22 protein-coding genes and 1 riboswitch are annotated in these 25,245 nt (G+C 70.3%); of the genes, 11 read left to right on the top strand and 11 right to left on the bottom strand.

Annotated elements, in window-relative coordinates; translation table 11 throughout:
- The first annotated feature begins 6 nt into the window (after nucleotides 1–6).
- A complete protein-coding gene (locus tag OIE49_RS23820; RefSeq protein ID WP_326804053.1) occupies nucleotides 7–1,140 on the top strand; it encodes an RNA polymerase sigma factor SigF in 1,134 nt (377 codons plus the stop codon).
- Between the two features lie 56 nt (nucleotides 1,141–1,196).
- Here OIE49_RS23820 and OIE49_RS23815 read toward each other — a convergent pair whose 3' ends face one another.
- A complete protein-coding gene (locus tag OIE49_RS23815; RefSeq protein WP_401736911.1) occupies nucleotides 1,197–1,691 on the bottom strand; it encodes a hypothetical protein in 495 nt (164 codons plus the stop codon).
- Between the two features lie 116 nt (nucleotides 1,692–1,807).
- Between OIE49_RS23815 and OIE49_RS23810 the strand changes: the two genes are divergently transcribed.
- Together OIE49_RS23810 and OIE49_RS23805 are read left to right on the top strand one after the other, a co-directional pair.
- Nucleotides 1,808–2,776, top strand: coding sequence for a diacylglycerol/lipid kinase family protein (locus tag OIE49_RS23810; protein WP_326804052.1), 969 nt, complete (start codon nucleotides 1,808–1,810; stop codon nucleotides 2,774–2,776).
- 316 nt (nucleotides 2,777–3,092) lie between these two features.
- Nucleotides 3,093–3,350 (top strand): WhiB family transcriptional regulator, encoded by a 258-nt coding sequence (locus OIE49_RS23805; RefSeq protein ID WP_016639615.1) that lies wholly within the window; start codon nucleotides 3,093–3,095, stop codon nucleotides 3,348–3,350.
- 182 nt (nucleotides 3,351–3,532) lie between these two features.
- Here OIE49_RS23805 and OIE49_RS23800 read toward each other — a convergent pair whose 3' ends face one another.
- Nucleotides 3,533–4,999 carry a sensor histidine kinase gene (locus tag OIE49_RS23800; protein WP_326806314.1) on the bottom strand — a complete coding sequence of 489 codons (1,467 nt, stop codon included), beginning with the start codon at nucleotides 4,997–4,999 and terminating at the stop codon, nucleotides 3,533–3,535.
- Nucleotides 5,000–5,719: 720 nt separating this feature from the next.
- On the opposite strand from OIE49_RS23800, the gene nagB reads away from it, so the two are divergent.
- Nucleotides 5,720–6,505: a glucosamine-6-phosphate deaminase gene (gene nagB / locus OIE49_RS23795; RefSeq protein ID WP_326804051.1), complete on the top strand. Its 786-nt coding sequence runs from the start codon at nucleotides 5,720–5,722 to the stop codon at nucleotides 6,503–6,505.
- A 331-nt stretch (nucleotides 6,506–6,836) separates the two neighbouring features.
- Here the strand turns inward: nagB and OIE49_RS23790 are convergent, their stop codons facing one another.
- From OIE49_RS23790 to OIE49_RS23775, 4 genes are all read right to left on the bottom strand, one after another.
- Nucleotides 6,837–8,327: a glycoside hydrolase family 3 protein gene (locus OIE49_RS23790; protein WP_326804050.1), complete on the bottom strand. Its 1,491-nt coding sequence runs from the start codon at nucleotides 8,325–8,327 to the stop codon at nucleotides 6,837–6,839.
- A gap of 9 nt (nucleotides 8,328–8,336) precedes the next feature.
- Nucleotides 8,337–9,188 (bottom strand): carbohydrate ABC transporter permease, encoded by an 852-nt coding sequence (locus tag OIE49_RS23785; RefSeq protein WP_326804049.1) that lies wholly within the window; start codon nucleotides 9,186–9,188, stop codon nucleotides 8,337–8,339.
- On the bottom strand, nucleotides 9,185–10,171 hold the full coding sequence (locus OIE49_RS23780) for a carbohydrate ABC transporter permease (protein ID WP_100568136.1): 987 nt from the start codon (nucleotides 10,169–10,171) through the stop codon (nucleotides 9,185–9,187). The genes OIE49_RS23785 and OIE49_RS23780 overlap by 4 nt, the downstream gene beginning before the upstream one ends.
- 123 nt (nucleotides 10,172–10,294) lie before the next feature.
- Nucleotides 10,295–11,581, bottom strand: a complete 1,287-nt coding sequence (locus OIE49_RS23775) for an extracellular solute-binding protein (RefSeq protein WP_326804048.1) — start codon at nucleotides 11,579–11,581, stop codon at nucleotides 10,295–10,297.
- Between the two features lie 462 nt (nucleotides 11,582–12,043).
- Here OIE49_RS23775 and OIE49_RS23770 point away from each other — a divergent pair, with 462 nt between their 5' ends.
- The 6 genes from OIE49_RS23770 (at nucleotide 12,044) to OIE49_RS23745 (ending at nucleotide 19,356) form a co-directional block, all read left to right on the top strand.
- On the top strand, nucleotides 12,044–12,808 hold the full coding sequence (locus OIE49_RS23770) for a GntR family transcriptional regulator (protein ID WP_100568138.1): 765 nt from the start codon (nucleotides 12,044–12,046) through the stop codon (nucleotides 12,806–12,808).
- A 140-nt stretch (nucleotides 12,809–12,948) separates the two neighbouring features.
- Nucleotides 12,949–13,248, top strand: a complete 300-nt coding sequence (locus OIE49_RS23765; protein ID WP_326804047.1) for a DUF3311 domain-containing protein — start codon at nucleotides 12,949–12,951, stop codon at nucleotides 13,246–13,248.
- Entirely contained in the window at nucleotides 13,245–14,855 is a 1,611-nt protein-coding gene (gene mctP, locus OIE49_RS23760; protein WP_326804046.1) for a monocarboxylate uptake permease MctP, read from the top strand. The genes OIE49_RS23765 and mctP overlap by 4 nt, the downstream gene beginning before the upstream one ends.
- Nucleotides 14,856–15,148: 293 nt before the next feature.
- A complete protein-coding gene (locus OIE49_RS23755) occupies nucleotides 15,149–15,655 on the top strand; it encodes a GNAT family N-acetyltransferase (RefSeq protein WP_326804045.1) in 507 nt (168 codons plus the stop codon).
- A 62-nt stretch (nucleotides 15,656–15,717) separates the two neighbouring features.
- Nucleotides 15,718–15,854: riboswitch (cobalamin riboswitch) on the top strand.
- 122 nt (nucleotides 15,855–15,976) lie between these two features.
- Nucleotides 15,977–18,343 carry a ribonucleoside-diphosphate reductase subunit alpha gene (locus OIE49_RS23750; protein WP_326804044.1) on the top strand — a complete coding sequence of 789 codons (2,367 nt, stop codon included), beginning with the start codon at nucleotides 15,977–15,979 and terminating at the stop codon, nucleotides 18,341–18,343.
- Nucleotides 18,343–19,356 (top strand): ribonucleotide-diphosphate reductase subunit beta, encoded by a 1,014-nt coding sequence (locus tag OIE49_RS23745; RefSeq protein WP_326804043.1) that lies wholly within the window; start codon nucleotides 18,343–18,345, stop codon nucleotides 19,354–19,356. The genes OIE49_RS23750 and OIE49_RS23745 overlap by 1 nt, the downstream gene beginning before the upstream one ends.
- Here OIE49_RS23745 and OIE49_RS23740 read toward each other — a convergent pair.
- On the bottom strand, nucleotides 19,269–19,523 hold the full coding sequence (locus OIE49_RS23740) for a hypothetical protein (protein WP_100568277.1): 255 nt from the start codon (nucleotides 19,521–19,523) through the stop codon (nucleotides 19,269–19,271). The genes OIE49_RS23745 and OIE49_RS23740 overlap by 88 nt on opposite strands.
- A 93-nt stretch (nucleotides 19,524–19,616) precedes the next feature.
- On the opposite strand from OIE49_RS23740, the gene OIE49_RS23735 reads away from it, so the two are divergent.
- Nucleotides 19,617–20,582 (top strand): helix-turn-helix domain-containing protein, encoded by a 966-nt coding sequence (locus OIE49_RS23735; protein WP_326804042.1) that lies wholly within the window; start codon nucleotides 19,617–19,619, stop codon nucleotides 20,580–20,582.
- 21 nt (nucleotides 20,583–20,603) lie between these two features.
- Here OIE49_RS23735 and OIE49_RS23730 read toward each other — a convergent pair whose 3' ends face one another.
- From OIE49_RS23730 to OIE49_RS23715, 4 genes are all read right to left on the bottom strand, one after another.
- A complete protein-coding gene (locus tag OIE49_RS23730; RefSeq protein ID WP_326804041.1) occupies nucleotides 20,604–21,977 on the bottom strand; it encodes a bifunctional albaflavenone monooxygenase/terpene synthase in 1,374 nt (457 codons plus the stop codon).
- On the bottom strand, nucleotides 21,974–23,059 hold the full coding sequence (cyc1, locus tag OIE49_RS23725) for an epi-isozizaene synthase (protein ID WP_326804040.1): 1,086 nt from the start codon (nucleotides 23,057–23,059) through the stop codon (nucleotides 21,974–21,976). The genes OIE49_RS23730 and cyc1 overlap by 4 nt, the downstream gene beginning before the upstream one ends.
- A gap of 300 nt (nucleotides 23,060–23,359) precedes the next feature.
- Complete coding sequence (def, locus tag OIE49_RS23720) at nucleotides 23,360–24,010, bottom strand: peptide deformylase (protein ID WP_100568146.1); 651 nt, start codon at nucleotides 24,008–24,010, stop codon at nucleotides 23,360–23,362.
- Nucleotides 24,011–24,172: 162 nt separating this feature from the next.
- Nucleotides 24,173–25,153 carry a tetratricopeptide repeat protein gene (locus tag OIE49_RS23715; protein ID WP_326804039.1) on the bottom strand — a complete coding sequence of 327 codons (981 nt, stop codon included), beginning with the start codon at nucleotides 25,151–25,153 and terminating at the stop codon, nucleotides 24,173–24,175.
- Nucleotides 25,154–25,245: the final 92 nt, after the last annotated feature.

Here is a 25,245-nt window from a genome sequence, read left to right as displayed (position 1 = left end):
GGTCCGGTGCGGGACGAAGAGCGCGGCACACGGGAGCTGCCCGAGGGCGGGCCTCCGGCGCGCGCGGACGGGGCCGGGGCTCCGGGCGGGGCCGGGGCTCCGGGCGGAGCCGCCCGGGGCGGTCCGGCCGCGGCCCGGCGCGCGGCGGACGGTATCGACGGCATCCCGGAGCAGGCCAGGCCGCACCCGGAGGACGAGCCGCTGGTCGCCGGCCACGGCGGTCCTCCCCCTCACGGGGACTCCTCCCGTTCGAGCGAAGGCGAGAACGCGGGGAAGGAGGCGAGGGCTCGGGGAAGGGCGACGGGCGGGACGATGAGCGAGCACGAGCGCAACGGCGAGGACGGGTCGCGCGCCGCCCCGATCGTGCACAACGCGCGGCACGACCCTCATGACCGCAGTGGCGCACGTGCGATGTTCGTCCAGCTGCGCGCCCTGCAGGAGGGCAGCCCGCAGTACGCCGAGCTGCGCAACCAGCTGGTCCGCATGCACCTGCCGCTCGTCGAGCACCTCGCGCGCCGCTTCCGCAACCGCGGCGAGCCGCTGGACGACCTCACCCAGGTCGCCACCATCGGCCTGATCAAGTCGGTCGACCGGTTCGACCCGGACCGCGGCGTGGAGTTCTCCACGTACGCCACCCCGACGGTCGTCGGCGAGATCAAGCGGCACTTCCGGGACAAGGGCTGGGCGGTGCGTGTGCCGCGCCGGCTCCAGGAGCTGCGCCTGGCGCTGACCACCGCGACGGCCGAGTTGTCCCAGCTCCACGGCCGCTCCCCCACGGTGCACGAGCTGGCGGAGAAGCTCGCCATCTCCGAGGAGGAGGTCCTGGAGGGCCTGGAGTCGGCCAACGCCTACTCCACGCTGTCCCTGGACGTCCCCGACACGGACGACGAGTCCCCGGCGGTCGCGGACACCCTCGGCGCCGAGGACGAGGCGCTGGAGGGCGTGGAGTACCGGGAGTCGCTGAAGCCGCTGCTGGAGGATCTCCCGCCGCGCGAGAAGCGGATCCTGCTGCTGCGCTTCTTCGGCAACATGACCCAGTCGCAGATCGCGCAGGAGGTCGGCATCTCGCAGATGCACGTCTCCCGGCTGCTGGCCCGCACACTGGCCCAGCTGCGGGAGAAGCTGCTCGTGGAGGAGTAGGAGAAAGAGGGATCGCGGGAACCGGGACGGCCGGGGCGGAGGCCGGCCGTCACCGGCTACCGCTGTCCGCTCTCCCCGGCCCGGCCGGGGCCCTTGATGTCGAGGGCCCTGGTCGTCTCCGGGTTGACGAGCAGCACCAGCGACGTGACGGCCACCACGGCGAGCACGATGCCGGCCGGGATGGCCACGCCGTCGGACCGCAGCAGGTTGTAGGCGACGGGCAGCGCCATGATCTGCGTGATGACCGCCGGCCCCCGGCTCCAGCCGCGGCGCAGCAGCAGTCCGCGGGCCGCGAGCAGCGGCAGCAGCGCGAGCACGAGCACCGTGATGCCGCCGGTGACGCCGGTCTGCCGGTCGCCCTCGTGGCCGGTGACGCCCGCGACGAGCATCCAGATCCCGCCGACGACCAGCACGAGCCCTTCCAGCCCGGCCAGCGCCGCCGCGTACGTCAGCCGCCGCGGGCGGGGACCTGCGGCATCCGCCGTGTCCGTGGCGTCCGTGGGCTGCGTGTTCTTCGTGGGCTTCGGTGCGGGTTTGCGGTCACTGCTCACTCCAGCAGGGTAGCCGTCGCGGCCCGGACCACCGTGTGCAGGCTCACGCCCCGGCCTCTTACCCGATCCCTACCTCGGGGTGGGGCCGGTACTGTCCGGTAGGTACGCTGCACCTCATGCGTGCACTTCTCGTGGTCAATCCGGCGGCAACCACCACAAGCGCACGTACGCGCGACGTCCTGATCCACGCGCTCGCGAGCGAGATGAAGCTGGACGCGGTCACCACCGAGTACCGCGGCCACGCCCGCGACCTGGGCCGGCAGGCCGCTGACGGCGACGACATCGACCTGGTGGTGGCCCTCGGCGGCGACGGCACGGTCAACGAGGTCGTCAACGGTCTGCTGCACCGCGGCCCGGACCCCGAGCGCCTTCCCCGCCTGGCGGTGGTGCCCGGCGGCTCCACCAACGTCTTCGCCCGCGCCCTGGGCCTGCCCAACGACGCGGTGGAGGCCACCGGCGCGATCCTGGACGCCCTGCGCCTGGGCAGCGAGCGCACGGTCGGTCTGGGTCTGGCCTCGGGCACGCCCGGCACCGACGACGCGGCGGTTCCGGAGCGCTGGTTCACCTTCAACGCCGGGCTCGGTTTTGACGCCGGCGTGGTCGGCCGGGTGGAACAGCAGCGCGAGCGCGGCAAGAAGTCCACGCACGCGCTGTACGTACGGCAGGTGGTCCGCCAGTTCCTCGGGGACTCGAGCCGGCGGCGCGGGTCGATCACCCTGGAGCGCGCCGGAGAGGACCCGCTGACCGACCTGGTGGCGGCGATAGTCTCGAACACCTCGCCGTGGACGTATCTCGGCAATCGCCCGATGTACACGTCACCTAAGGCCTCGTTCGATACCGGGCTCGATGTGCTCGGTCTCAGCCGCCTGTCGACCGCCGCGGTTGCCCGGTATGGCACCCAGTTGCTCACTTCGTCCCCCGAGCGCGGACCCCAGGGCAGGCATGCGGCCTCCCTGCACGATCTGACCCGCTTCACCTTGCATTCGAAGGTGCCGCTGCCCCTCCAGATGGACGGTGACCACCTGGGGCTGCGTCGAAGCGTGACGTTCACAGGCGTACGCCGTGCACTGCGTGTGATTGTGTGAGTAGAAGGGGCGAAAGTCCTTTCACTCGAACGTTTAGGCCAGGATCCACCCCATGGAAGTACGGCTGTGACCTAGTCGACACCGAGGAATCAAAAAAAACTTTCCGGAAGGGGTTGTATCCGCCGCTGAGGTTTGCGAGTCTCTACGTGGCGATCGGGGCGGCCCACCACACGGGCCCCAGAGATCACCAGAACCCCTCTACGAATCACAGGACCACGCCAGGGAACCTGGCAGTCGGCCCTTCCCTTGTTGAGGGATTCGTGAAAGCGTTCACATTCACAAGCAATCGCATGTAATACCAAGAGAGGTAGCAGCCATGGACTGGCGTCACAACGCCGTTTGCCGCGAGGAAGACCCCGAGCTGTTCTTCCCCATCGGCAACACCGGTCCTGCGCTGCTGCAGATCGAGGAAGCCAAGGCCGTCTGCCGTCGCTGCCCGGTTATGGAGCAGTGCCTGCAGTGGGCGCTCGAGTCCGGTCAGGACTCCGGCGTCTGGGGTGGTCTCAGCGAGGACGAGCGTCGCGCGATGAAGCGCCGCGCCGCCCGCAACCGGGCTCGTCAGGCCTCCGCCTGACCACAGCCACCCCGCTGACAGCCTGAGCTTGGCGGCGCGTGCAACGAGTACGCATCTCCCGCCCCCGAGCCGCAGCGCGCAGTACCCCCGATGCGCACACAGGACGCAACGAGCGACTGGCCCCGGACCGACTTCGGTCCGGGGCTCTTTGCTGTGCGGGGACCGACGCTCCTGCGTGCGGGCTACTTGTGCGTCTGCACGGGAATGTCGAGGACCACTCGGGTGCCGCGCTCCGGGGCCGGCACCATGTCGAAGGTGCCGCCCAACTCCCCCTCGACCAGGGTCCGTACGATCTGCAGGCCGAGGTTGCCCGAGCTGTGCGGGTCGAAGTCGTCGGGCAGACCCACGCCGTCGTCCTGGACGGTGACGAGCAGCCGGGCCTCGCGCGAGGTGCCGCCGCGGACCGCGGAGACCTCCACCGTCCCCGTCTCGCCCTCGCGGAAGCCGTGTTCCAGGGCGTTCTGCAGGACCTCGGTCAGCACCATGGACAGCGGGGTGGCGACCTCCGCGTCCAGGATCCCGAAACGGCCGCTGCGCCGGCCGGTCACCTTGCCCGGGGAGATCTCGGCGACCATCGCGAGCACCCGGTCGGCGATCTCGTCGAACTCCACGCGCTCGTCCAGGTTCTGGGACAGCGTCTCGTGCACGATGGCGATCGAGCCGACCCGGCGGACCGCCTCCTCAAGGGCCTCGCGGCCACGCTCCGACTCGATGCGCCGGGCCTGCAGCCTGAGCAGCGCCGCCACCGTCTGGAGGTTGTTCTTGACCCGGTGGTGGATCTCCCGGATCGTCGCGTCCTTGGTGATCAACTCCCGCTCGCGGCGGCGTAGTTCCGTCACGTCCCGGAGCAGCACCAGCGAACCTATGCGCGTGCCCTTGGGCTTGAGCGGGATGGCCCGGAACTGGATCACCCCGTCGTGGGCCTCGATCTCGAACTCCCGCGGTGCCCAGCCGCTGGCCAGCTTCACCAGCGCCTCGTCCACCGGGGCCCGGGAGGGGGCGAGTTCGGCGGTGGTCTCGCCGAGGTGGTGGCCGACGAGGTCGGCGGCGAGGCCGAGGCGGTGGTAGGCGGAGAGCGCGTTGGGCGAGGCGTACTGGACGATGCCGTCCGCGTCCAGCCGGATCAGGCCGTCGCCGACCCGGGGCGAGGCGTCCATGTCGACCTGCTGGTCCGGGAACGGGAAGGAGCCGGCCGCGATCATCTGCGCCAGGTCGGAGGCGCTCTGCAGATACGTCAGCTCCAGCCGGCTCGGGGTACGCACGGTGAGCAGGTTGGTGTTGCGCGCGATGACGCCGAGGACGCGTCCCTGGCGCCGCACCGGGATGGACTCGACGCGGACCGGGACCTCCTCGCGCCACTCGGGGTCGCCCTCCCGCACGATCCGGCCCTCGTCGAGCGCGGCGTCCAGCATCGGGCGGCGGCCGCGCGGGACGAGGTGGCCGACCATGTCGTTCTGGTACGAGGTGGGACCGGTGTTGGGGCGCATCTGGGCGACCGAGACGTACCGGGTGCCGTCCATGGTGGGGACCCACAGGACCAGGTCGGCGAAGGAGAGGTCGGAGAGCAGCTGCCACTCCGAGACCAGCATGTGCAGCCACTCGAGATCGGAGTCGTCGAGCGCGGTGTGCTGGCGTACGAGTTCGTTCATGGAGGGCACGTCTGCGAGCGTACCCGTGCATTTGTACGGGCCCGAATCGAGCGGAGGCGGCGGAGGCCGTAAAGGCGCGGGGCCCCCGGAGACACCCGCGGGCCGCGGCGCCTGAGAGGGACCCTCAACCCTCCCGGCACCGCAGCCCGGAGCAGCATCGGCCGCGGGCGTGCGGTCCCGGTCGGCCGAAGGATGAGGAACCGGGGCAGTCAGGGCAGAGAGCTCCGGATCCTCGGTCCGCCTTCCTGTGCGGGGAAGGCGGAGGCTCGTGCGTTCACCTGTCGTGCGCGGGCGGGGCCGCGCCTGTGCGCTCTTCGAGACGTCTCCGCAGCATTCTGGACTAGACCACTTGCCCTGTCCATGCGCGGGACGGCGGTTGTTGTGTTTTCTTCACCGAACGACCGGTCGGGGCGGAGCCCGGTCCGGCCGGCCGGCCGGAACTTCCGGATCATCCGGCGTGTCCCCCGCAGCCTAGCCCGCCCCGCTGGGCAGTGGGGCCGGATGGCGGGGGCGATTTCCGTGAGTACCTCGGCTTCCCCCGGCTCACGCCGTCGCACGCCGGTCGCGATCCGGGCCCGGACGTCCGCCCCCGCGGCTTCGGGCACGGGGACGGACGGGCACGGCGCGGCGAGGCCCTACTCTGTTAGATTGGGCGTGGATTGGTCTAAACCACACGACCCCCGTTACCGGGTCCGTCCCCTTCAGATCGGCAGGCCCAGCGTGGAAGTTGTCATCGTTCCGGACGCCAGAGCGGGCGGCGAACTCATCGCCGAGGCGATGGCGCAGCTGCTCCGGCGCAAGCCCGACGCCCTGCTCGGCGTGGCCACGGGCTCCACTCCCCTGCCCGTGTACCAGGCGCTGGCGGCCAAGGTGCGCTCGGGTGCGGCGGACCTCTCGCGGGCGCGGATCGCCCAGCTCGACGAGTACGTGGGGCTGCCCGCCGAGCATCCCGAGTCCTACCGCTCGGTGCTGCGCCGGGAGGTGCTGGAGCCGCTCGGCATCGGGATGGACGCCTTCCTCGGGCCCGACGGCACGGCCGACGACGTCCGGTCGGCCTGCGCGGCCTACGACCGGGCGCTCGCCGAGGCCGGCGGCGTCGACCTGCAACTGCTCGGGATCGGGACGGACGGGCACATCGGGTTCAACGAGCCGTGCTCGTCGCTCGCCTCGCGCACCCGGATCAAGACGCTCACCGAGCAGACCCGCGCCGACAACGCGCGCTTCTTCGACGGCGACGTCGAGCAGGTGCCGCACCACGTGATCACGCAGGGCATCGGGACGATCCTGGAGGCCCGGCACCTGGTGCTGCTGGCCACGGGCGAGGGCAAGGCGGACGCGGTCGCGGCGACCGTCGAGGGCCCGCTGGCGGCCGTCTGCCCCGCCTCGGCCCTCCAGCTCCACCCGCACGCCACGGTCGTCGCCGACGAGGCCGCCGCGTCCAAGCTGAAGCTGGCCGACTACTTCCGCCACACCTACCTCAACAAGCCGGACTGGCAGGGCATCTGACCTTCGGCCCACCCTGACGCCGGCCACCCCCTGGGGGTGGCCGGCGTCACCGTGTCGGCAGCCGTGCGGCTAGTGCTGTGACCGGAAAGGTTTGCCGGAAAGCTCGCGGCGTCCGGTGCTGGGGGCACCTCCCACGCCCTTCGGGCAGTGGGGGAGCCTCGCAAGGCGGAGCATCGCCCGCGTACTGGATGTACGCGGGTGATGCGACAACGCGGCTGGGGGTCCCCCCTGCTCGAAGAGCTTGGGGGAGCCGTGCCGGGCGTCGCGAGCCGGTGAACCTTTCCGGTCGCAGCACTAGGCCGTGGCGAGGGGCCGGTGGGCGGTGGGCGGTTCACGCGCCCGTCAGGATCTCCGCCGCCGCTCTGCCGCAGACGCGGGCCGCGCCGTGGGTGGCGATGTGGAGGGGGCCACGCGGGGGTGCCTGGGGGACGCCCATTTCGATGATCACCGTGTCCGGGCGGGCCGCGAGCAGGGTGTCCAGGGCCGCGGCCATCCAGGGGTGGCGGTGCTCGTCGCGGACGACGGCCACCACACGCCGGGTGCCGGCGTCCTGGAGGGCCGCGCGGCCCGCGTCCTCGCCGGCGAAGCTGCCCGTCCGGGTGCCCGGCAGGAGGCGGCCGAGCTCGGCAGCCACGCCCCACGGGGTCTCGTCACCGACGGCGATGTTGGCGACGGGGGTGAAGGCGGCGACGTAGGGCGGCTCCGTGAGCGGGGTGAAGCCGTCCGCGGCGGTGACGCGCAGCGCGCGCCGGGCCGCCCGCAGTCCCACCTCCGGGTCGGCGGCGTCCCGCGCCCCGGCCCGGTTCCCGGCCGCGGCGGTCCAGCGGGCGAGGGCGCGGACCCGTTCGGCCGCGTCGGCCAGCCGTTCCTCGGGCAGTTCCCCGGAGCGGACGGCGGCGACCAGGGCGTCACGCAGACCGGTCACGGTCTCGTCGTCGGCCAGTCCGCCGCCCACGCAGATCGCGTCGGCACCGGCGGCGACCGCCAGGACGCTGCCGCGCCGGATGCCGTAGTTGTCCGCGATGGCCCGCATCTCCATGCCGTCGGTGACGATCAGGCCCTCGTAGCCGAGTTCGCCGCGCAGCAGGTCGGTCAGCACCCGGCGGGACAACGTTGCCGGAAGCTCCGGGTCCAGGGCCGGGACCAGGATGTGGGCGCTCATCACGGCCTTGCTGCCGGCGGCGATCGCCGCGCGGAACGGGGCCAGTTCGCGCGCCTGGAGCACCTCGCCGCCCACGTCGATGCGGGGCATCGCGTGGTGCGAGTCCACGGCGGTGTCGCCGTGCCCGGGGAAGTGCTTGGTGCAGGCGGCGACCCCCGCGGACTGGAGACCGGTGACGTAGGCGGCGGTGTGCCGGGCGGCCAGGTCGGTGGAGGCACCGAAGGACCGTACGCCGATGACCGGGTTGCCGGGGTTGGAGTTGACGTCGGCGGAAGGCGCCCAGTTGAGGTTCACTCCGCACTCGGCCAGCCGCCGGCCGAGTTCGCGTGCGACGGCCTCGGTCAGCTCCACGTCGTCCACCGCGCCCAGCGCGTGGTTGCCGGGGAAGCTGGAACCGGTGCGCACCTCCAGACGGGTGACGTCGCCGCCCTCCTCGTCGACGGCGACCAGGACGTCCTCGCGTTCGGCGCGCAACTGGGCGGTGAGCGCGGCGAGCTGTTCGGGCGAGGCGATGTTCCGGCCGAACAGACCGACCGAGGACAACCCCTCACCGAGGCGCCGGAGCAGCCAGTCGGGGGCCGTGGTCCCGGTGAAGCCGGGCTGGAGGACGGTCAGCGCGTCGCGGGTGAGTGTGTCGGTGCCGCTGGCGATTGTCGTCATCGGGTGGCGTTATCCCTTCACGGCGCCCGCGGTCAGGCCCGCGGCCATCTTGCGCTGGACGAGCAGGAACAGGACGACGATCGGTATGGCCATCATCGTGGCTCCGGCCATCATCGGGGCGTATTCGGTGCCGTGCTTGGTGGTGAAGTTGGCGAGCCAGACCGTCGCGGTCTGGTGCTCCTGGCTGAGCAGCATGAGGGCGTACAGGTACTCGTTCCAGGCCTGGATGAAGCCGTAGACCGAGGTGGCGACCAGGCCGGGGGCCAGCAGCGGGAAGACGACCCGGATGAAGGCGCCGGTGCGGGAGCAGCCGTCGACCATGGCGGCCTCCTCCAGCTCCCGGGGGATGTTGACGATGAAGCCGCGCAGCGTCCACACGGTGAAGGGGAGGATGAAGGTCAGATAGGTGATGATCAGCCCGGTGAGCCTGTCGTACTGCCCGAGGTCGTTCAGCAGTAGGAAGATCGGGATGATCATGGCGATCAGCGGCACCATCTGCACCGCCAGGATGCCCACGATCACGACCTTGCGTCCGCGGAAGGCGAAGCGGGAGATGGCGAGCGCGGCCAGCATGCCCACGACCACGCCGATCGCCACCACCGACAACGACACGATCAGGCTGCGGCCGACCGGGCCCCAGAAGTCGGCGATGTCCAGCGCCCGGCGGAAGTTCGCGAGGGAGAGCCCAGTGGGCAGCAGGCTCGGGTCCGGGTCGATGGCGTCCTTGGACGGCTTGAACGCGGTGTTGAGCATCCAGTAGAAGGGGAAGCCGACGATGACGAAGACGAGCAGGCCGAGCAGGTTCCAGCCGAGCCTCGCCCTCCGGCGGCGGGGAGATGCGAGGGTACTCGTGCCGCTCATTCGACTTCTCCGATCTTCAGCATCTGGCGCATGTACACGGCGACCACGCCGAGCAGCAGCAAGACGGTGATCAAGGCGATCGCCGAGCCCTGCGCGTAGTCGTTGACCACGAACGCGCGGTCGTAGGAATAGGTGTTGAGGACCTGGAACTCCGCCTCGGGATGGCCGCCCCGCATCACGAACACCTGCGGGAAGACCCCCATGTCCCAGATCACCGACAGGGTCGTGAGCATCACGATGACCGGCTTGAGGATCGGCAGGGTGACATGGCGGAAGACGCCCCAGGCGCCCGCGCCGTCCAGCCGTGCGGCCTCCTCCAGTTCGCTGGGCACCTGGGTCAGGCCCGCGCTGAGCGTGATGGTGACGAAGGGCACGGCGCCCCACACCACCAGCAGCATGATCACGGCCAGCCCCTCGGGCCCGCTTGCGAACCAGTTGTGGCCGACCATGTCGACGCCGGGCAGCCTGCTGAGCAGCGCGTTGAGGACGCCGTAGTCGGAGTCGAAGAGCCACTTGAAGACGGTGGTGGCCACGATGACAGGCATGCCCCAGCTGGCCACCAGCACGATGTTGATCAGCACCTTCACCCAGCCGGACACCCGCTGCAGCAGCAGCGCGAACGCCATGCCGGCGACCATGGTGAGGACCACACAGCCGGCGGCGAAGACGATCGTGCGCAGGACGACCGCCCAGAACTCACTGTCGCCCAGCACGTTCCGGAAGTTGGCGAACCCCGCCCATTCGGCTGATCGGAAGCCCCACAGCTCCGACTGGCCGAACTTCTGGAAGGAGACCGTGACCAGACGCGCCAGGGGGTACGCCATGACCAGGGTCAGCACCAGCAGGCAGGGCGCGAGCAGCAGCCACGGGGTCGCGGCCCCGCCGGAGGTGCGCTGTCCCCGTGGCCGGTCGGGGACGGCGGGTGGCGGTGCCTGCCGCGGTGGCGGCACCTTGGCAGGGGTGGTCGTGTCTGCGGCACTCATCGCGCGCTCCTCAGCGGTCCCTCAGGTCGTACGAAGGCCAAGCCCCGTACGACCGTGCGCGGGCCGGCGCACGGTCGTACGGGAAGCAGGGCCCCGCTGCGGTCGCAGGACCCCGCGTTCCTGTCACTTGGTGTTGATCACCTTGTCGATCGCGGCGTCCGCCTCCTTGGCGGCCGCCTCGACCGGCTTCTTGCCGGTGCCGATGTTCTGCAGCATGGTCTGCAGCACCTGGGCCTTCTCGACCTGACCCCAGCCCGGAGCCATCGGGACGAACCAGTTGGACTCGGCCGCGGTGGCCGGGACCGCCGTCGCGGGGTCGTCCTTGAGCGTCGCGAGGTCGGTCTTGTTGTTGGGCAGGTTGCCCTTGCCCATCAGGCCCTTCTGGCCGGACGGGCCGGTGAACGCGTTGATCCACTCGGCTGCGAGCGCCTGTGCCTTGGACTTCACCGGGACGGCGAGGTCGGAGCCGCCGAGGAAGACCGGCATGTTCTTGCCGGACGGGCCGGGCATCACGAAGTTCTCGTTGTTGTCCTTGAGCTTGCCGGTCTTGTCCTGCTCCGGGTCGGACGCGGCCGCGCCTTCCCAGGCGGCGCCGAAGATCATGCCGGACTTGCCCTGGCCGTAGACGATGTAACGGTCGGACTCGTCCTTGGTCTTGTCGCCGTGCATGTACTTGTCGACGACGTTCTTGAACTCGTTCAGGCCCTTGAGGGACTCGGGCGAGGAGAGGTTGGCCTTCCACTGGCCGCCCTCCTCCTTGGCGATGGAGCCGCCGGCGTCGTAGACGAAGGACATGGCCGCGTACCAGTCGCGCGTGGGCTGGTACCAGGCGTTGAACTTGTCACCCTTCTTCTTCTGAACCTTGTCCAGGTCGGCCGTGAGCTCCTGGTAGGTCTTCGGAACGGACTTCACGCCGGCTGCGGCGATGACGTCCTTGCGCCAGTTGGCGACCCGGCCGCCCGCGTAGTAGGGAACGCCGTAGGTCTTGCCGTCGTAGGTCACCGAGGCCTTCAGGCCGTCGAGCCAGGCGTCGGATCCGGTGAAGTCGGCGGCGTCGACGGGGGCGAAGGCACCCTTGACCATGTACCCGAGCATCTCGGTGTTGCCCATCTCGACCACGTCGGGGGCCTTGTCGGTGGCGAGGACCGCATCGAGCTTGGTGTTCTTGTCCGGCCAGCCGTAGTACTCGTGCTTGATCTTCAGACCCGGGTGCTTCTTCGTCACCGCGTCGTCGGCCGCCTTGACCAGCTCGGGCCAGTTGTTCTGCGCGTCCACGGTGAGCCAGACGGTCAGCTCCTTGGCGTCGGCGCCGCCCTTGCTGGAGCTCCCGCCGTCCTTGCCGCCCCCACACGCCGCGATGGAGACCATCATGCCCGCGATACCGATCGCGGCTACCAGCTTGCGCTTCACGCCACCCTCCTCAGGGATGCCACAAACCCCCCTGCCTCCCCGCGGTTGAGCGACATCCGAGCGTCGGCGTAACCGCCCGTGGGGCCGGGACCTGGACCAATGGTGTAGACCAGTAGGGGGAGCTTGGCCCAGACCAATAGGGCTGTCAAGAGTGCGCCGACCCGCTCAGACGGTCCGTTATATGACCGCGATATGCAGGGACCTTTCATTGTTCGTCCGGCAAAATGGACGCCCGCGCTCCACTGGACCAGTGGCGACCGTACGCGACCGCCGGACGGGCCTGGCCACGTGGACCACCAGCCCAGGCCGGAGCTATGGACTAGACCATCCGGGGGCACGACGGTATACAGAGGAGATCACGGAGCGTACGGGTGACCACTCGGCACGCGAAGCCGTGCCACGATGTGAGCCGGGGCCGACGGGACGTCGGCCGCTTCGGCACAGGAGCCGGGAAGGCAGAGCATGAGCACCGACGTCAGCAGTGCGGAGAACGAGGGTGGGGCGACCGTCCGTACCGCGCGCGTGCCCAAGTACTACCGCCTGAAGAAGCACCTGCTCGACATCACCCAGACACTGCCGCCGGGCACTCCGGTGCCGCCGGAGCGGACCCTGGCGGCCGACTTCGACACCTCGCGGACCACGGTGCGGCAGGCCCTTCAGGAGCTCGTCGTCGAGGGCCGGCTGGAGCGCATCCAGGGCAAGGGCACCTTCGTCGCCAAGCCGAAGGTCTCCCAGGCGCTGCAACTGACCTCCTACACCGAGGACATGCGCGCGCAGGGCCTGGAGCCGACCTCGCAGCTGCTGGACGTCGGCTACGTCACCGCCGACGACCGCCTGGCCGAACTGCTCGACATCACCGCCGGGGGGCGGGTGCTGCGCATCGAGCGGCTACGCATGGCCAACGGCGAGCCCATGGCCATCGAGACCACCCACCTGTCTGCCAAGCGCTTCCCTGCGCTGCGGCGCAGCCTGGTGAAGTACACCTCCCTGTACACCGCCCTCGCCGAGGTCTACGACGTCCATCTCGCCGAGGCCGAGGAGACCATCGAGACCTCGCTGGCCACTCCGCGCGAGGCCGGCCTGCTCGGCACCGACGTGGGCCTGCCGATGCTGCTGCTCTCCCGACACTCCCTGGACCGCGAGGGCCGTCCGGTGGAGTGGGTGCGGTCGGTGTACCGCGGGGACCGCTACAAGTTCGTGGCCCGCCTCAAGCGCCCGCAGGAGTAAGGGCCTTGTGACGGAGTAAGAATCTCGTGGCGGTCCGTGGCGTCATGCGCACGAGGGATTCCGCACCTGTGACACCGTGATCTACATTGCGTGCGCACCGCACGGACGCTCGGTGATCAGCTAGGGGACGGAGTCGCCACATGTCGAATGCCCCGGAAGCCACCAGAGCGGTGGTGACGCCCTTACGGGTCACCATCGCCCTCTGCCTCGTCGCCCCCTTCGTGGCGCTGCTGTGGGTGGGGTCGTACGCGAGGAAGGACCCGGCCCTCGCCGGGATCCCGTTCTTCTACTGGTACCAGATGCTGTGGGTACTCGTCTCCGCGGTCCTGACGATGACCGCATACCGGCTGTGGCAGCGTGACCGGCGCACCGCCGGGACCTCCCGGGCCGCCGGGCCGGCCTCCGCCGCGACGGCCGAGGACGGGGGTGCGGTCAAGTGAAGGACGGGGTCAACGGCGTCGCGCTCGGCGTCTGTGTCTTCTTCTTCCTGCTCGTCACCGTCATGGGCTTCCTGGCCGCGCGCTGGCGCCGGGCCGAGAACGAGCACAGCCTGGACGAATGGGGCCTGGGCGGACGGTCGTTCGGCACCTGGGTGACCTGGTTCCTGCTCGGCGGCGACCTGTACACCGCCTACACCTTCGTGGCCGTGCCGGCCGCCGTCTACGCGACGGGGGCGGCCGGCTTCTTCGCGGTGCCGTACACGATCCTGGTGTACCCGCTGATCTTCACATTCCTGCCGCGGCTGTGGTCGGTGTCCCACCGGCACGGATACGTGACCACCTCGGACTTCGTCCGCGGCCGGTTCGGCTCCAAGAGCCTGTCGCTGGCGGTGGCGCTCACCGGCATCCTCGCGACCATGCCGTACATCGCGCTCCAGCTGGTCGGCATCCAGGCGGTCCTGGACGTGATGGGCGTCGGCGGCGGCGACAGCACCCACTGGTTCGTGAAGGACCTGCCGCTGCTGATCGCCTTCGGCGTGCTGGCGGCGTACACCTACTCATCGGGGCTGCGCGCGCCCGCGCTGATCGCGTTCGTGAAGGACACCCTGATCTACATCGTGATCGCGGTGGCCATCATCTACATCCCGATCAAGCTGGGCGGCTTCGGTGAGGTGTTCGCCAAGGCGGGCCAGAAGTTCACCGAGTCGGGTTCGGGCGGTCTGGTCCCGGCGGCGGCCGGCCAGTGGACGTACGCCACGCTGGCGCTCGGCTCCGCGCTCGCGCTGTTCATGTACCCGCACTCGATCACCGCGACGCTGTCCTCGCGCAGCCGCGAGGTGATCCGCCGCAACACCACGATCCTGCCGCTGTACTCGCTGATGCTGGGCCTGCTCGCCCTGCTGGGCTTCATGGCCATAGCGGCGGGCGTGCAGGTGAAGAACGGCCAGCTGGCCATTCCGCAGCTGTTCGAGACCATGTTCCCGGACTGGTTCGCGGGCGTGGCGTTCGCGGCGATCGCCATCGGCGCCCTGGTGCCGGCGGCCATCATGTCGATCGCCGCCGCGAACCTGTTCACCCGCAACATCTACAAGGACTTCATCCGCCCGCAGGCGACACCGCGGGAGGAGACCCGGGTCTCCAAGATCGTGTCGCTCCTTGTGAAGGTGGGCGCGCTGGTCTTCGTCCTGACCATGGACAAGACGGTCGCCATCAACTTCCAGCTGCTCGGCGGCATCTGGATCCTGCAGACCTTCCCGGCCCTGGTCGGCGGGCTGTTCACCCGCTGGTTCCACCGCTGGGCGCTGCTGGCGGGCTGGGCGGTCGGCATGGTCTACGGCACGGTCGCCGCCTACGGGGTCGCCTCGCCGACGCAGAAGCACTTCGGCGGGTCGGCGAAGGAGATCCCGGGCCTCGGTGAGATCGGCTACATCGGGCTGACGGCGTTCGTGCTCAACGCGGCCGTCTCGGTGGTCCTGACGTTCGTGCTGCGGGCGGTCAACGCGCCCCAGGGCGTGGACGAGACCCGTCCGGAGGACTACACGGCGGACGCCGGCGCCCCGGGCGTCGAGGTGGAGCTCCCGCCGGCCACGACGGCGGCCCCGCACTAGGGTCTTTCGTTTGGCTCAGGCCGGATCAGGGAGCGGGGTCTGGTGCTGGGGGCACCTCCCACGCCGTTCAGGCAGTGGGGGAGCGTCGCAAGGCGGAGGAGGGCGGCAGGGCGGAGTCCTGCCAACCGACGACAACGCGGCTGGGGGTGCCCCCTGCTCGAAGAGCTTGGGGGAGCGGTGCCAGGGCCCGCGAGCCCGGCATGATCCAAACGAGAGGCCCTAGGACCGGGGCACCCCGCGGGCCGCCGGAATCCGGCGGCCCGCTGCCGTGCCCGTGCGGCACACTCGGGCGCATGGACTTCGTGATCCGGCCGGCCGAGCCCGGCGAGTACGGCACCCTCGGTGAGATCACCGCCCAGGCCTACCTCCGGGACGGGCTCCTGGACTTCGGTGAGAGCGACGGGTATCTCGGCGAGCTGCGGGACGTGGCCAAGCGGGCGGCCGCGGCCGAGGTGCTGGTCGCGGTGGCGGACGGGGAGGTGCTCGGCGGGGTGACCTTCGTCCCGGGCGCCGGCCCCATGGCCGACCTCGCCGGTCCCGGGGAGACCGAGATACGGATGCTCGCGGTCGCGCACGCGGCGCGCGGCAGGGGCGTCGGCGAGGCCCTCGTGCGGGCCTGTACGGACCGGGCACGGGCCGTGGAGGGCTGTGTCCGCGTGGTGCTGTCCACCCAGAGCTCCATGCACACCGCCCACCGCATCTACGAGCGCCTGGGCTTCGTCCGCACACCGGGCCGGGACTGGAACCCGCTCCCCGAGCTGGACGACATCATGCTGCTCACCTACGAGTTGACATTCTGACACGCTCCGGAGTCGGCGCGGCACAACATATGGGGGTGCCCGACTCGCTCAGCACAAGATGTATGCTCGTGCTCAATGTCGCCGCAGGGGAATCCGGTGCGAATCCGGAACTGTCCCGCAACGGTGTACTCGTGTGCGTTTGCCCCCAAGGCCCGCCACGAGCGTCAGTCCGAGGACCTGCCGACAGCGCGCCCGGCCGTCCGGTCCGGGTGCCCTGACGTCCGGGTCTCGCGGAATGGGCCGGTGGACGCGGCGCCGTGTGCGCTCGTGTGCCGCCCCTGCCCTCGGCGAGGCCCCGTGCCGAGCGAGGGAGAGCTCCACGTGACCATCGCGCCAGCCGACCCGGTTTCAGTCGCAGCCACGGAAACCGACGGTCCAGGTGCCGTACTGCTGCGGACCCTGACCGAGCTGACCGCCGACCTCCCCGACGCCGACCCCGGCCGGGTCGCCGCGGCCGCGCTGCGCGGCCGGTCGGCGCGGGCCGACGAGGCCGAGTTGCGGGAGCTGGCCACGGAGGCGGCCGCCGGGCTCATCTCCGAGGACCCCGCCTACTCCCGGCTGGCGGCCAGGCTGCTGACCCTCACCGTCCGCGCCGAGGCCGCCTCGCAGGGCGTCGCCTCCTTCACCGACTCGGTCGCCGTGGGCCACCGCGAGGGCCTCGTCGCCGACCGGACCGCCGAGTTCGTCCGCGTCCACGCCGACCGCCTGGACGCGATGATCGACCGGACCGCCGACGACCGCTTCGGCTACTTCGGCCTGCGCACCCTGCACAGCCGGTACCTGCTGCGGCACCCGATCACCCGCAAGGTGATCGAGACGCCCCAGCACTTCATGCTGCGGGTCGCGGCCGGTCTCGCGCAGGACGACACCGCGCGGTCCGTCGACGAGGTCGAGGCCCTCTACGGGCTGATGAGCCGCCTCGACTACCTGCCCTCCTCCCCCACGCTGTTCAACTCCGGCACGCGCCACCCGCAGATGTCGTCCTGTTACCTGCTCGACTCCCCCAAGGACGAGCTGGACTCCATCTACGAGCGCTACCTCCAGGTCGCCCGTCTGTCCAAGCACGCCGGCGGCATCGGCATCGCCTACTCCCGCATCCGCTCCCGCGGTTCGCTGATCCGCGGCACCAACGGGCACTCCAACGGCATCGTGCCGTTCCTGAAGACCCTGGACGCCTCGGTCGCCGCCGTGAACCAGGGCGGCCGGCGCAAGGGCGCCGCCGCGGTCTACCTGGAGTCCTGGCACTCGGACATCGAGGAGTTCCTGGAGCTGCGCGACAACACCGGTGAGGACGCCCGCCGGACGCACAACCTCAACCTCGCGCACTGGGTCCCGGACGAGTTCATGCGCCGGGTGAACGCCGACGGGCAGTGGTCGCTGTTCTCCCCCGCGGACGTGCCGGAGCTGACCGACCTGTGGGGCGAGGAGTTCGACGCCGCGTACCGGGCCGCGGAGGCGCGGGGCCTGGCGCGCAAGACCATGCCGGCCCGCGACCTGTACGGCCGCATGATGCGCACCCTCGCGCAGACCGGCAACGGCTGGATGACCTTCAAGGACGCCGCCAACCGCACGGCCAACCAGACCGCGCAGCCGGGCCACGTGGTCCACTCCTCGAACCTCTGCACGGAGATCCTGGAGGTCACCGACGACGGTGAGACGGCGGTGTGCAACCTGGGGTCGGTCAACCTCGGCGCGTTCGTGGCCGGCGGGGACATCGACTGGGAGCGGCTGGACGAGACCGTCCGCACCGCGGTCACCTTCCTCGACCGCGTGGTCGACATCAACTTCTACCCGACCGAGCAGGCGGGCCGCTCCAACGCCCGCTGGCGTCCGGTGGGCCTGGGCGCCATGGGTCTGCAGGACGTGTTCTTCAAGCTGCGCCTGCCCTTCGACTCCCCGGAGGCGAAGGCCCTGTCCACCCGTATCGCCGAGCGGATCATGCTCGCCGCGTACGAGGCGTCCGCCGACCTCGCCGAGCGCAACGGTCCGCTGCCCGCGTGGGAGAAGACCCGTACGGCCCAGGGCGTGCTGCACCCCGACCACTACGACGTCGAGCTGACCTGGCCGGAGCGCTGGGCGGCCCTGCGCGAGCGGATCGCCGCCGTCGGCATGCGCAACTCGCTGCTGCTCGCGATCGCCCCGACCGCCACCATCGCCTCGATCGCGGGCGTGTACGAGTGCATCGAGCCGCAGGTCTCCAACCTCTTCAAGCGTGAGACGCTCTCCGGGGAGTTCCTCCAGGTCAACTCGTACCTGGTGGACGATCTGAAGGCGCTCGGCGTCTGGGACGCCCGGACCCGCGAGGCGCTGCGCGACGCCAACGGCTCGGTGCAGGACTTCGCCTGGATCCCCGAGGACGTGCGCGGGCTGTACCGCACGGCGTGGGAGATCCCGCAGCGCGGCCTGATCGACATGGCCGCCGCCCGCACCGCGTTCCTGGACCAGTCCCAGTCCCTGAACCTGTTCCTGGAGACGCCGACCATCGGCAAGCTCTCCTCGATGTACGCCTACGCCTGGAAGCAGGGGCTGAAGACGACGTACTACCTGCGGTCCCGCCCGGCGACCCGGATCGCGCGCGCCGCCCGGGCGCAGGCCGCCGCCACCGTCCCCGTCCAGCAGGCGGCGCCGGACGCCGACGCGATCGCCTGCTCCCTTGAGAACCCCGAGTCCTGCGAGGCCTGCCAGTAATGACCAGCGAGACCAAGAACCTGCTCGACCCCGGCTTCGAGCTGACGCTCCGTCCGATGCGCTACCCGGACTTCTACGAGCGCTACCGGGACGCCATCAAGAACACCTGGACCGTGGAGGAGGTCGACCTCCACTCGGACGTCGCCGACCTCGCGAGGCTGAGCCCGTCCGAGCAGCACCTGATCGGACGGCTGGTGGCCTTCTTCGCCACCGGTGACTCGATCGTGGCGAACAACCTGGTGCTGACGCTGTACAAGCACATCAACTCCCCCGAGGCGCGGCTGTACCTGTCCCGCCAGCTCTTCGAGGAGGCCGTGCACGTCCAGTTCTATCTGACGCTGCTGGACACCTACCTCCCCGACCCGGAGGACCGCACCGCCGCCTTCGCGGCGGTGGAGAACATCCCCTCCATCCGTGAGAAGGCCGAGTTCTGCTTCAAGTGGATGGACTCGGTGGAGAAGCTGGACCGGCTGGAGACGAAGGCGGACCGCCGACGCTTCCTGCTCAACCTCATCTGCTTCGCCGCGTGCATCGAGGGCCTGTTCTTCTACGGCGCCTTCGCCTACGTCTACTGGTTCCGCAGCCGCGGCCTGCTGCACGGTCTGGCCACCGGCACCAACTGGGTGTTCCGGGACGAGACGATGCACATGTCCTTCGCCTTCGACGTGGTGGACACCGTCCGCAAGGAGGAGCCGGAGCTCTTCGACGACAACCTCCAGCAGCAGGTCACCGACATGCTGCGGGAGGCCGTCGAGGCCGAGCTCCAGTTCGCCCGCGACCTGTGCGGTGACGGCCTCCCGGGGATGAACACCGAGTCGATGCGGCAGTACCTGGAGTGCGTCGCCGATCAGCGCCTGACGCGCCTCGGCTTCGCTCCGGTGTACGGCTCCGAGAACCCCTTCTCCTTCATGGAGCTCCAGGGCGTTCAGGAACTGACCAACTTCTTCGAGCGGCGCCCGTCGGCGTACCAGGTGGCGGTGGAGGGCACCGTCGACCTGGACGAGGACTTCTGAGCCTCGTCGCGGTTCTCCCTGGCCTCCCGGTCCTGTTGGGCCTGACGAATCTGGCGGTCGGCGCGTCGGTCGTGGACGATGCCGATCACGGACGGCAGGACCATGAGGACCAGGAGCCCCAGGACGGCGACCATCGAGATCAGGCCTTGCAGCTGTGTCGTAGTCATGGACACCACTGTGGGGCCGGAAGCTCCTTACCGTGAGTGGCAGGACTGCCGTACACCTTCAAAATCCTGCCACCACGGGGGCACACTGGAACCATGCTGAAGAACGTGGTCACCGTGCTGCTGGACGGAGTGCACCCCTTCGAGCTCGGCGTGATCTGCGAGGTGTTCGGACTCGACCGCAGTGACGAGGGACTGCCGGTGTACGACTTCTCGGTCGTCTCCGCGGAGGGCCCGGAGCTGCACACCCATGTCCCCGGCCTCACCCTCCGGATCCCGCACGGCCTGGACCGGCTGGAGGAGGCCGACCTGATCACGGTGCCGGCCGCCGACGCCGTCGCCTCCCGCGGCTACCCGCCCGAGCTGCTCGACGCGCTGCGCCGGGCGGTGGACCGGGGCGCGCGGGTGCTCAGCGTCTGCTCGGGCGTCTTCGTGCTGGGCGCCGCCGGTCTGCTGGACGGGCGGCGCTGCGCGGCGCACTGGAGGCACGCGGACGAGCTGGCCCGGCGCTTCCCGCGGGCGATGGTCGAGCCGGACGTGCTGTACGTGGACGCGGACCCGGTGATCACCTCGGCCGGCACCGCCTCCGGCATCGACGCCTGTCTGCACATCGTGCGCAAGGAACAGGGCCCGGAGGTGGCCAACCGGATCGCCCGGCGGATGGTGGTGCCCCCGCACCGCGACGGCGGGCAGGCCCAGTACGTCGAGCGGCCGCTGCCGAAGTCCTCCTGCGACACGGTCGGCGAGGTGCTGGTCTGGATGGAGGAGCACCTGGACCAGGAGGTCACCGTCGAGCAGCTCGCCACCCGCGCCCATATGTCGCCGCGGACCTTCGCCCGCCGCTTCCAGCAGGAGACGGGCACCACTCCGTACCGCTGGCTCCTGCGCCAACGCGTGCTGCTGGCGCAGCGGTTGCTGGAGGGGACGGACGAGACCATGGACACGATCGCGGACCGTACGGGGTTCGGGACCGCGTCGGCGCTGCGGCACCAGTTCGTCCGCGCGCTGGACACCACCCCGAACGCCTACCGGCGCGCGTTCCGGGGCCCGCAGGCCGCCTGAACGCGCGCCGCGCCGCTCAGGTCACCTGAGCACCGGCCGCACCATCATCTTCTGCGGGCGCAGGGTGATGCCGACCCGTGGCGTGCCGTCCGAGCCGGGGGCCTCCTCGAAGCGGAACCTCGTCGCCACCGTGGCGGTGAAGAGACTGAGAAGTGCCATCGAGAAATGGTCACTCGGGCACTTCCGGTTACCCACTCCGAACGGGCTCATGGCATATTTCGGTAAGTCCTTGGCGCGTTCGGGGAGCCAGCGATCGGGGTCGAACTCCAGATTGTCCGGATACGAGCGCCGGTCACGCTGGACCGCGTACGGGCTGTAGATGATGTCCGCACCAGCCGGAATGCGATAGCCGCCGAGTTCGGTTTCGGCCACCGCCCGCCGCGTCAATACCCATACGGCCGGACGCAAACGCATCGTCTCCACGATGACATTGTTGGTGTGCGTGAGCCTGCGGACGTCGTCGAATCCGACGGGGCGGCCGCCGGTCACGGATTCGACCTCCGCACGGATCCGGTCGCCGTGTTCCGGATGTATCGCGAGCACCCGGAGCAGCCACATGATCGTGGCGCCCACCGTTTCGCTGCCCGGGGTGAGTATCGCGACCACCTGGTCGTGGATCTCCTGTTCCCCGATCGGCTCGCCATTGTCGTCCTTCGCCGTCAGCAATGCCGTCAGCAAATCGTCCGGATTCCGGCCGGACGCCCGGCGTTCGGCGGTGATCTCGTCGACGAGGAGATGCAGATCGGCGAGCGCGCGGTTGAACGCGCGGTTGGCCGGCAGCGGCAGCCGGTACAGCGGTCCGAGCGGCACCACCATCCGCTGGTACATGCCGCGGAAGACGGTGGCCAGCGCCTCGCACAACCGGTCGGCGCACTCGTCCATGTACGCGCCGCGCAGCAGGCAGCGGGCCGCGATGCGCACGGCGATCCGGAAGGCCTCCGAGGCGCAGTCGATGGTCTCCCCGGGCTGCCAGCGCTCGGTCAGCGCGTGCGCCTCCTCCTCCATGACCGGCCCGTAGGCGGGGATCGCGTCGAGCCGGAAGGCGGGCTGGATGGTGCGGCGCTGGCGCCGGTGCAGCGGGCCGTTGGAGGTGGCCACCCCCTCCTTGCCGACCAGGCCCTCCAGGGACTCCCACAGCGGGCCGGAGATGATGTAGTCGGGGCTGAGGGCCAGCGCCCCGGTGAGGGCGGGCGTGGTGACGGCGTACACCGTCTTCGGGCCGAGCCTGATCCGGACGACGTCTCCGTGGTCGCGAAGCTGGGACATGAAGGCCAGCGGATCGCGGACCAGCCTCAGACCGTGGCCGAGAAGCGGCACCCCGCCCCCGGCCACCGGTGGCTCGTGCGGTCCCGGAGCGTCCTGCCGGGCTTCCGGCTGCACTGATTCGGCGGTCATTTCCCACCTTCCCCTTCGCTTTCGACGTAGGGGGGTGTGGCCGGGTCCTCCCAGTTGTCGACCATGTACCGGCCGGATTCGTGGTGGAACCAGTAGACGGAACTGAACCAGTTCCGCATATTGCCGACGCAGGTCCGTACGGCGGCGCTCAGTTCCTTTCCGCGCACCGTGCCGTCCGCGAGGCCGTCGGCGAAAGTCAATCCCTCCTGTTCCGCGGCCAGGAATCCGGATACGCATTCCTCGATGCGCCCGCGCATGTCCGCGATTGCCTCCTCCAGGCTCAGTCCGTCGTGTTTGACGAGACTGATTCCAAGATTGTGCACCTCGTCGCCCGCCAATTCCTTGGGCAGGGAGCACAGATCGTTGTACCAGGCAGCGAATTCCTGACTGAGCAGTGCCGGACGCCGATACGCGGGATTCTTCCGGACAGTGTCCGGGAGTTCACAGCCGGCGCTCGGCTCCAGCAGGTCGGTCCAGATCCAGTGGGCGAAGGTGAACCGGCGCAGCGCGAGATATTCCTCGACCGTGGGCACGACGTCCCCGGTGCGGTTGCGGAACTCCCGGTCGTACGCGTCGATGACAGCGTGGAAGTGCCGCGCGAAGCGGGCGTTCCACCGGGCCGACGGGAAGGAGTAGAACCGCAGCACGCTGTCCGCGAACCCCGCGACCAGGGGGTCCTGGTGATGCAGGTGGTCCTGGGGGGAGTCCAGGGCCGTGTGCAACGCACGGCACAGCCGCTCCCAGGCTGCGGGCCGGCCGTGGACGACGTCGCGGTCCTGGCGGTCGTCCCAGAGGAAGAACCACGCACTGAAGTCCGCTATGGCCTGGAGCACCTCGTCGGGGGCGCCGATGTAGTACCCCGCCATGAGGTCGGTGTAGCAGAGGCTGTCGGCGTGTTCCTCGACCTTGTCCGCCGGCATGAGCCGCTTTTCCAGCAGCCAGCCGCGTGTCTTCTCCTGGAGTTGGGGCCAATACTCGTGCAACTGCCTGGGGAACTCGGCCTCGATCACCGGAAGTGCGAGCGATGGTGGGACTGGGACCGCTGTCGTTGTCGATGTGGTGCTGTATGGGAAAGCTGGCACGGACAAACCCCTCTCAGCCGCCGGTGGCGTACACCCCTTCCGTCGTGCCGGGCGCACGCCGTCGCGTATCCCGCACCCCCATTCAGCACCACAACTGACCGTTCTGGGAATGGATTTGCTCCCTTGACCACCACCGGATGCCGTGTATCTCCCCTTGTGTGACTGATTACCAATCAGTAGAAGCGCACAAGGGATCGAATGGCGGCGGACACAAGTACGGCGCCCGACCGGATGTTCCGGTCGGGCGCCGTGCGCGCGAGTCCCTCGCGCCCCAACGGGCAGCGAGGGAACCGGCGTTGCTCAGTCGTTGGCGACCACGGGGTAGCGCGGCTCGTTCTCGGCCATCTGCCGCAGCGCGTCCTTGCGCTCGCGCTTGGAGAGCCGGTCGATGTAGAGGTAGCCGTAGAGGTGGTCCGTCTCGTGCTGGAGGCACCGCGCGAAGTAGCCGGTGCCCCGCACCTTGACCGGGTTGCCCTGCTCGTCCTGCCCGGTGACCTCGGCGTAGTCGGGGCGGGCGAGCGGCGCGTAGGCCGTGGGCACGGACAGGCAGCCCTCGTTGCTGTCGTCCAGCCGGCGCCGCTCGGCGGGCAGCTCCACCAGCCGGGGGTTGCAGACGACCCCCACGTGCCGGACGCCCTCGTCGTCCGGGCAGTCGTAGACGAAGACCTTCTGGTCCACGCCGATCTGGTTGGCGGCCAGGCCCACGCCCTCGGCGGTGTGCTGGCTGGCGAACATGTCGGCGACGAGCTGCTGGAGCTCCTCGCCGAAGTCCGTGACGTCCCTGCACTCCTTGTGCAGCACGGGGTTCCCCACGACCGTGATGGGCCGGGAGGTGCCGCGCTCACGCCAGGCCGTCTCGCGCGCCTCGCCGTCCGCCGAGTCGACGACGTACCCCTCGTCGTCGACGGGGAGCACGCCCGCGTGCTGCTGATCGGTGTCCTGCTGCGCCATGACCGACGTACGCCTTCCTGACAAGAACGGGGAGTGAGTCCTGCTACAGGGTACGGGGCCCGCGCCTCCGACCGGACCGGCGAGTGTCCGGTCGGAGGCGCCGCCGGGAGGACCGGCCGGCCACGGCGGGCCCGCTCCCGGGCCCGGGGCGGACCGGCGTCCTCAACAGACCTCTTCCAGGTCCCGCCAGTCCCGCGAGTCCGGGCTGTCGGCCACCCACCCGTCCAGCAGCCCGCGGACCAGGGCCGCCGGAGCGGCCACTCCGCACTCACGCTCCGGCACCCACAGCTGCCCGTCGGTGCGGTGCCCGAGCGGTCCGGGGTGCCCCGGCTCGCTGTGGTCGTGCGGGTCGAGGTGCACACCGTCGCCCTCGTCGGACGGCATCCGCGACTCCGAGCACATCCGGCACAGCAGCCGCACGGACGACGACCAGTCCTCGGCTGCGAAACCGGCGTCGGCGGCGAGCTGCTCCAGCGCGTCCCGGTCGGCCTCGGTCGCGGCCTCCAGCAGGACCACCCAGGTCGGCACCGGGGAGGGCGCCCACAGCTCGATCTCGTCGAACACCGGGTAGGTGTGCCCCGCCGCGGTGGTCCGTTCCCCGTGGGGCACGCCGTCGTGCAGCACGACCTCGCCCCAGCGCCGCCCCGAGGAGGGCAGCGGAATGGACAGCACCTCGATCCGGGCCGGATCAAGACGTCTGCCCCAGACCACCTCGGCCTCGCCCTCCGGCGACAGCCGCACGGCCGCGCTGCCCAGCTCCATGCCCACCGGCTCCCCGGCGGCGGCCGCGCCTCCGGGCACCTTCAGCCCGTACGCCTGCCACGCCCGCCGGGCCAGCGGCCAGTCCTGGAGGGCGGTGGCGGCGATGCCGACGTTCCACCAGTCGGGCGCCCCGCTCTCCCTCTCCAGCAGGGCCACGGCCCGCAGGCCCGCCGCCCTCGCCTGTTCCCAGTCGTGGCGGAACTTGTGCAGCAGGGCGAGGTTGAACCAGGACTCGGCCAGCCAGGGCTCCAGATCGGCGGCGCGTGTCAGCAGCGCACCCGCGTCCTCGTACCGGCCGTCGCCGATCAGCGTGAACGCCCGGTCGGTGGCCTGCCGCCAGGAGGCGGAGGGCCGGTGCCGTCCCTTGCCGAAGATCCTCACGATTCCCGCCTGCCAGTTCCGTCGAGTGGGCCGGCTTCTGCCCCCGGACACCCTCTCATTCGCATCCAACCACGTACGACTGGAGGGACGCT

The organism is Streptomyces sp. NBC_01788 (assembly GCF_035917575.1).
GTDB lineage: Bacteria > Actinomycetota > Actinomycetes > Streptomycetales > Streptomycetaceae > Streptomyces.
Note: the sequence above shows the minus strand (reverse complement) of the source record. Positions and strands in the feature narration are given on the sequence as shown.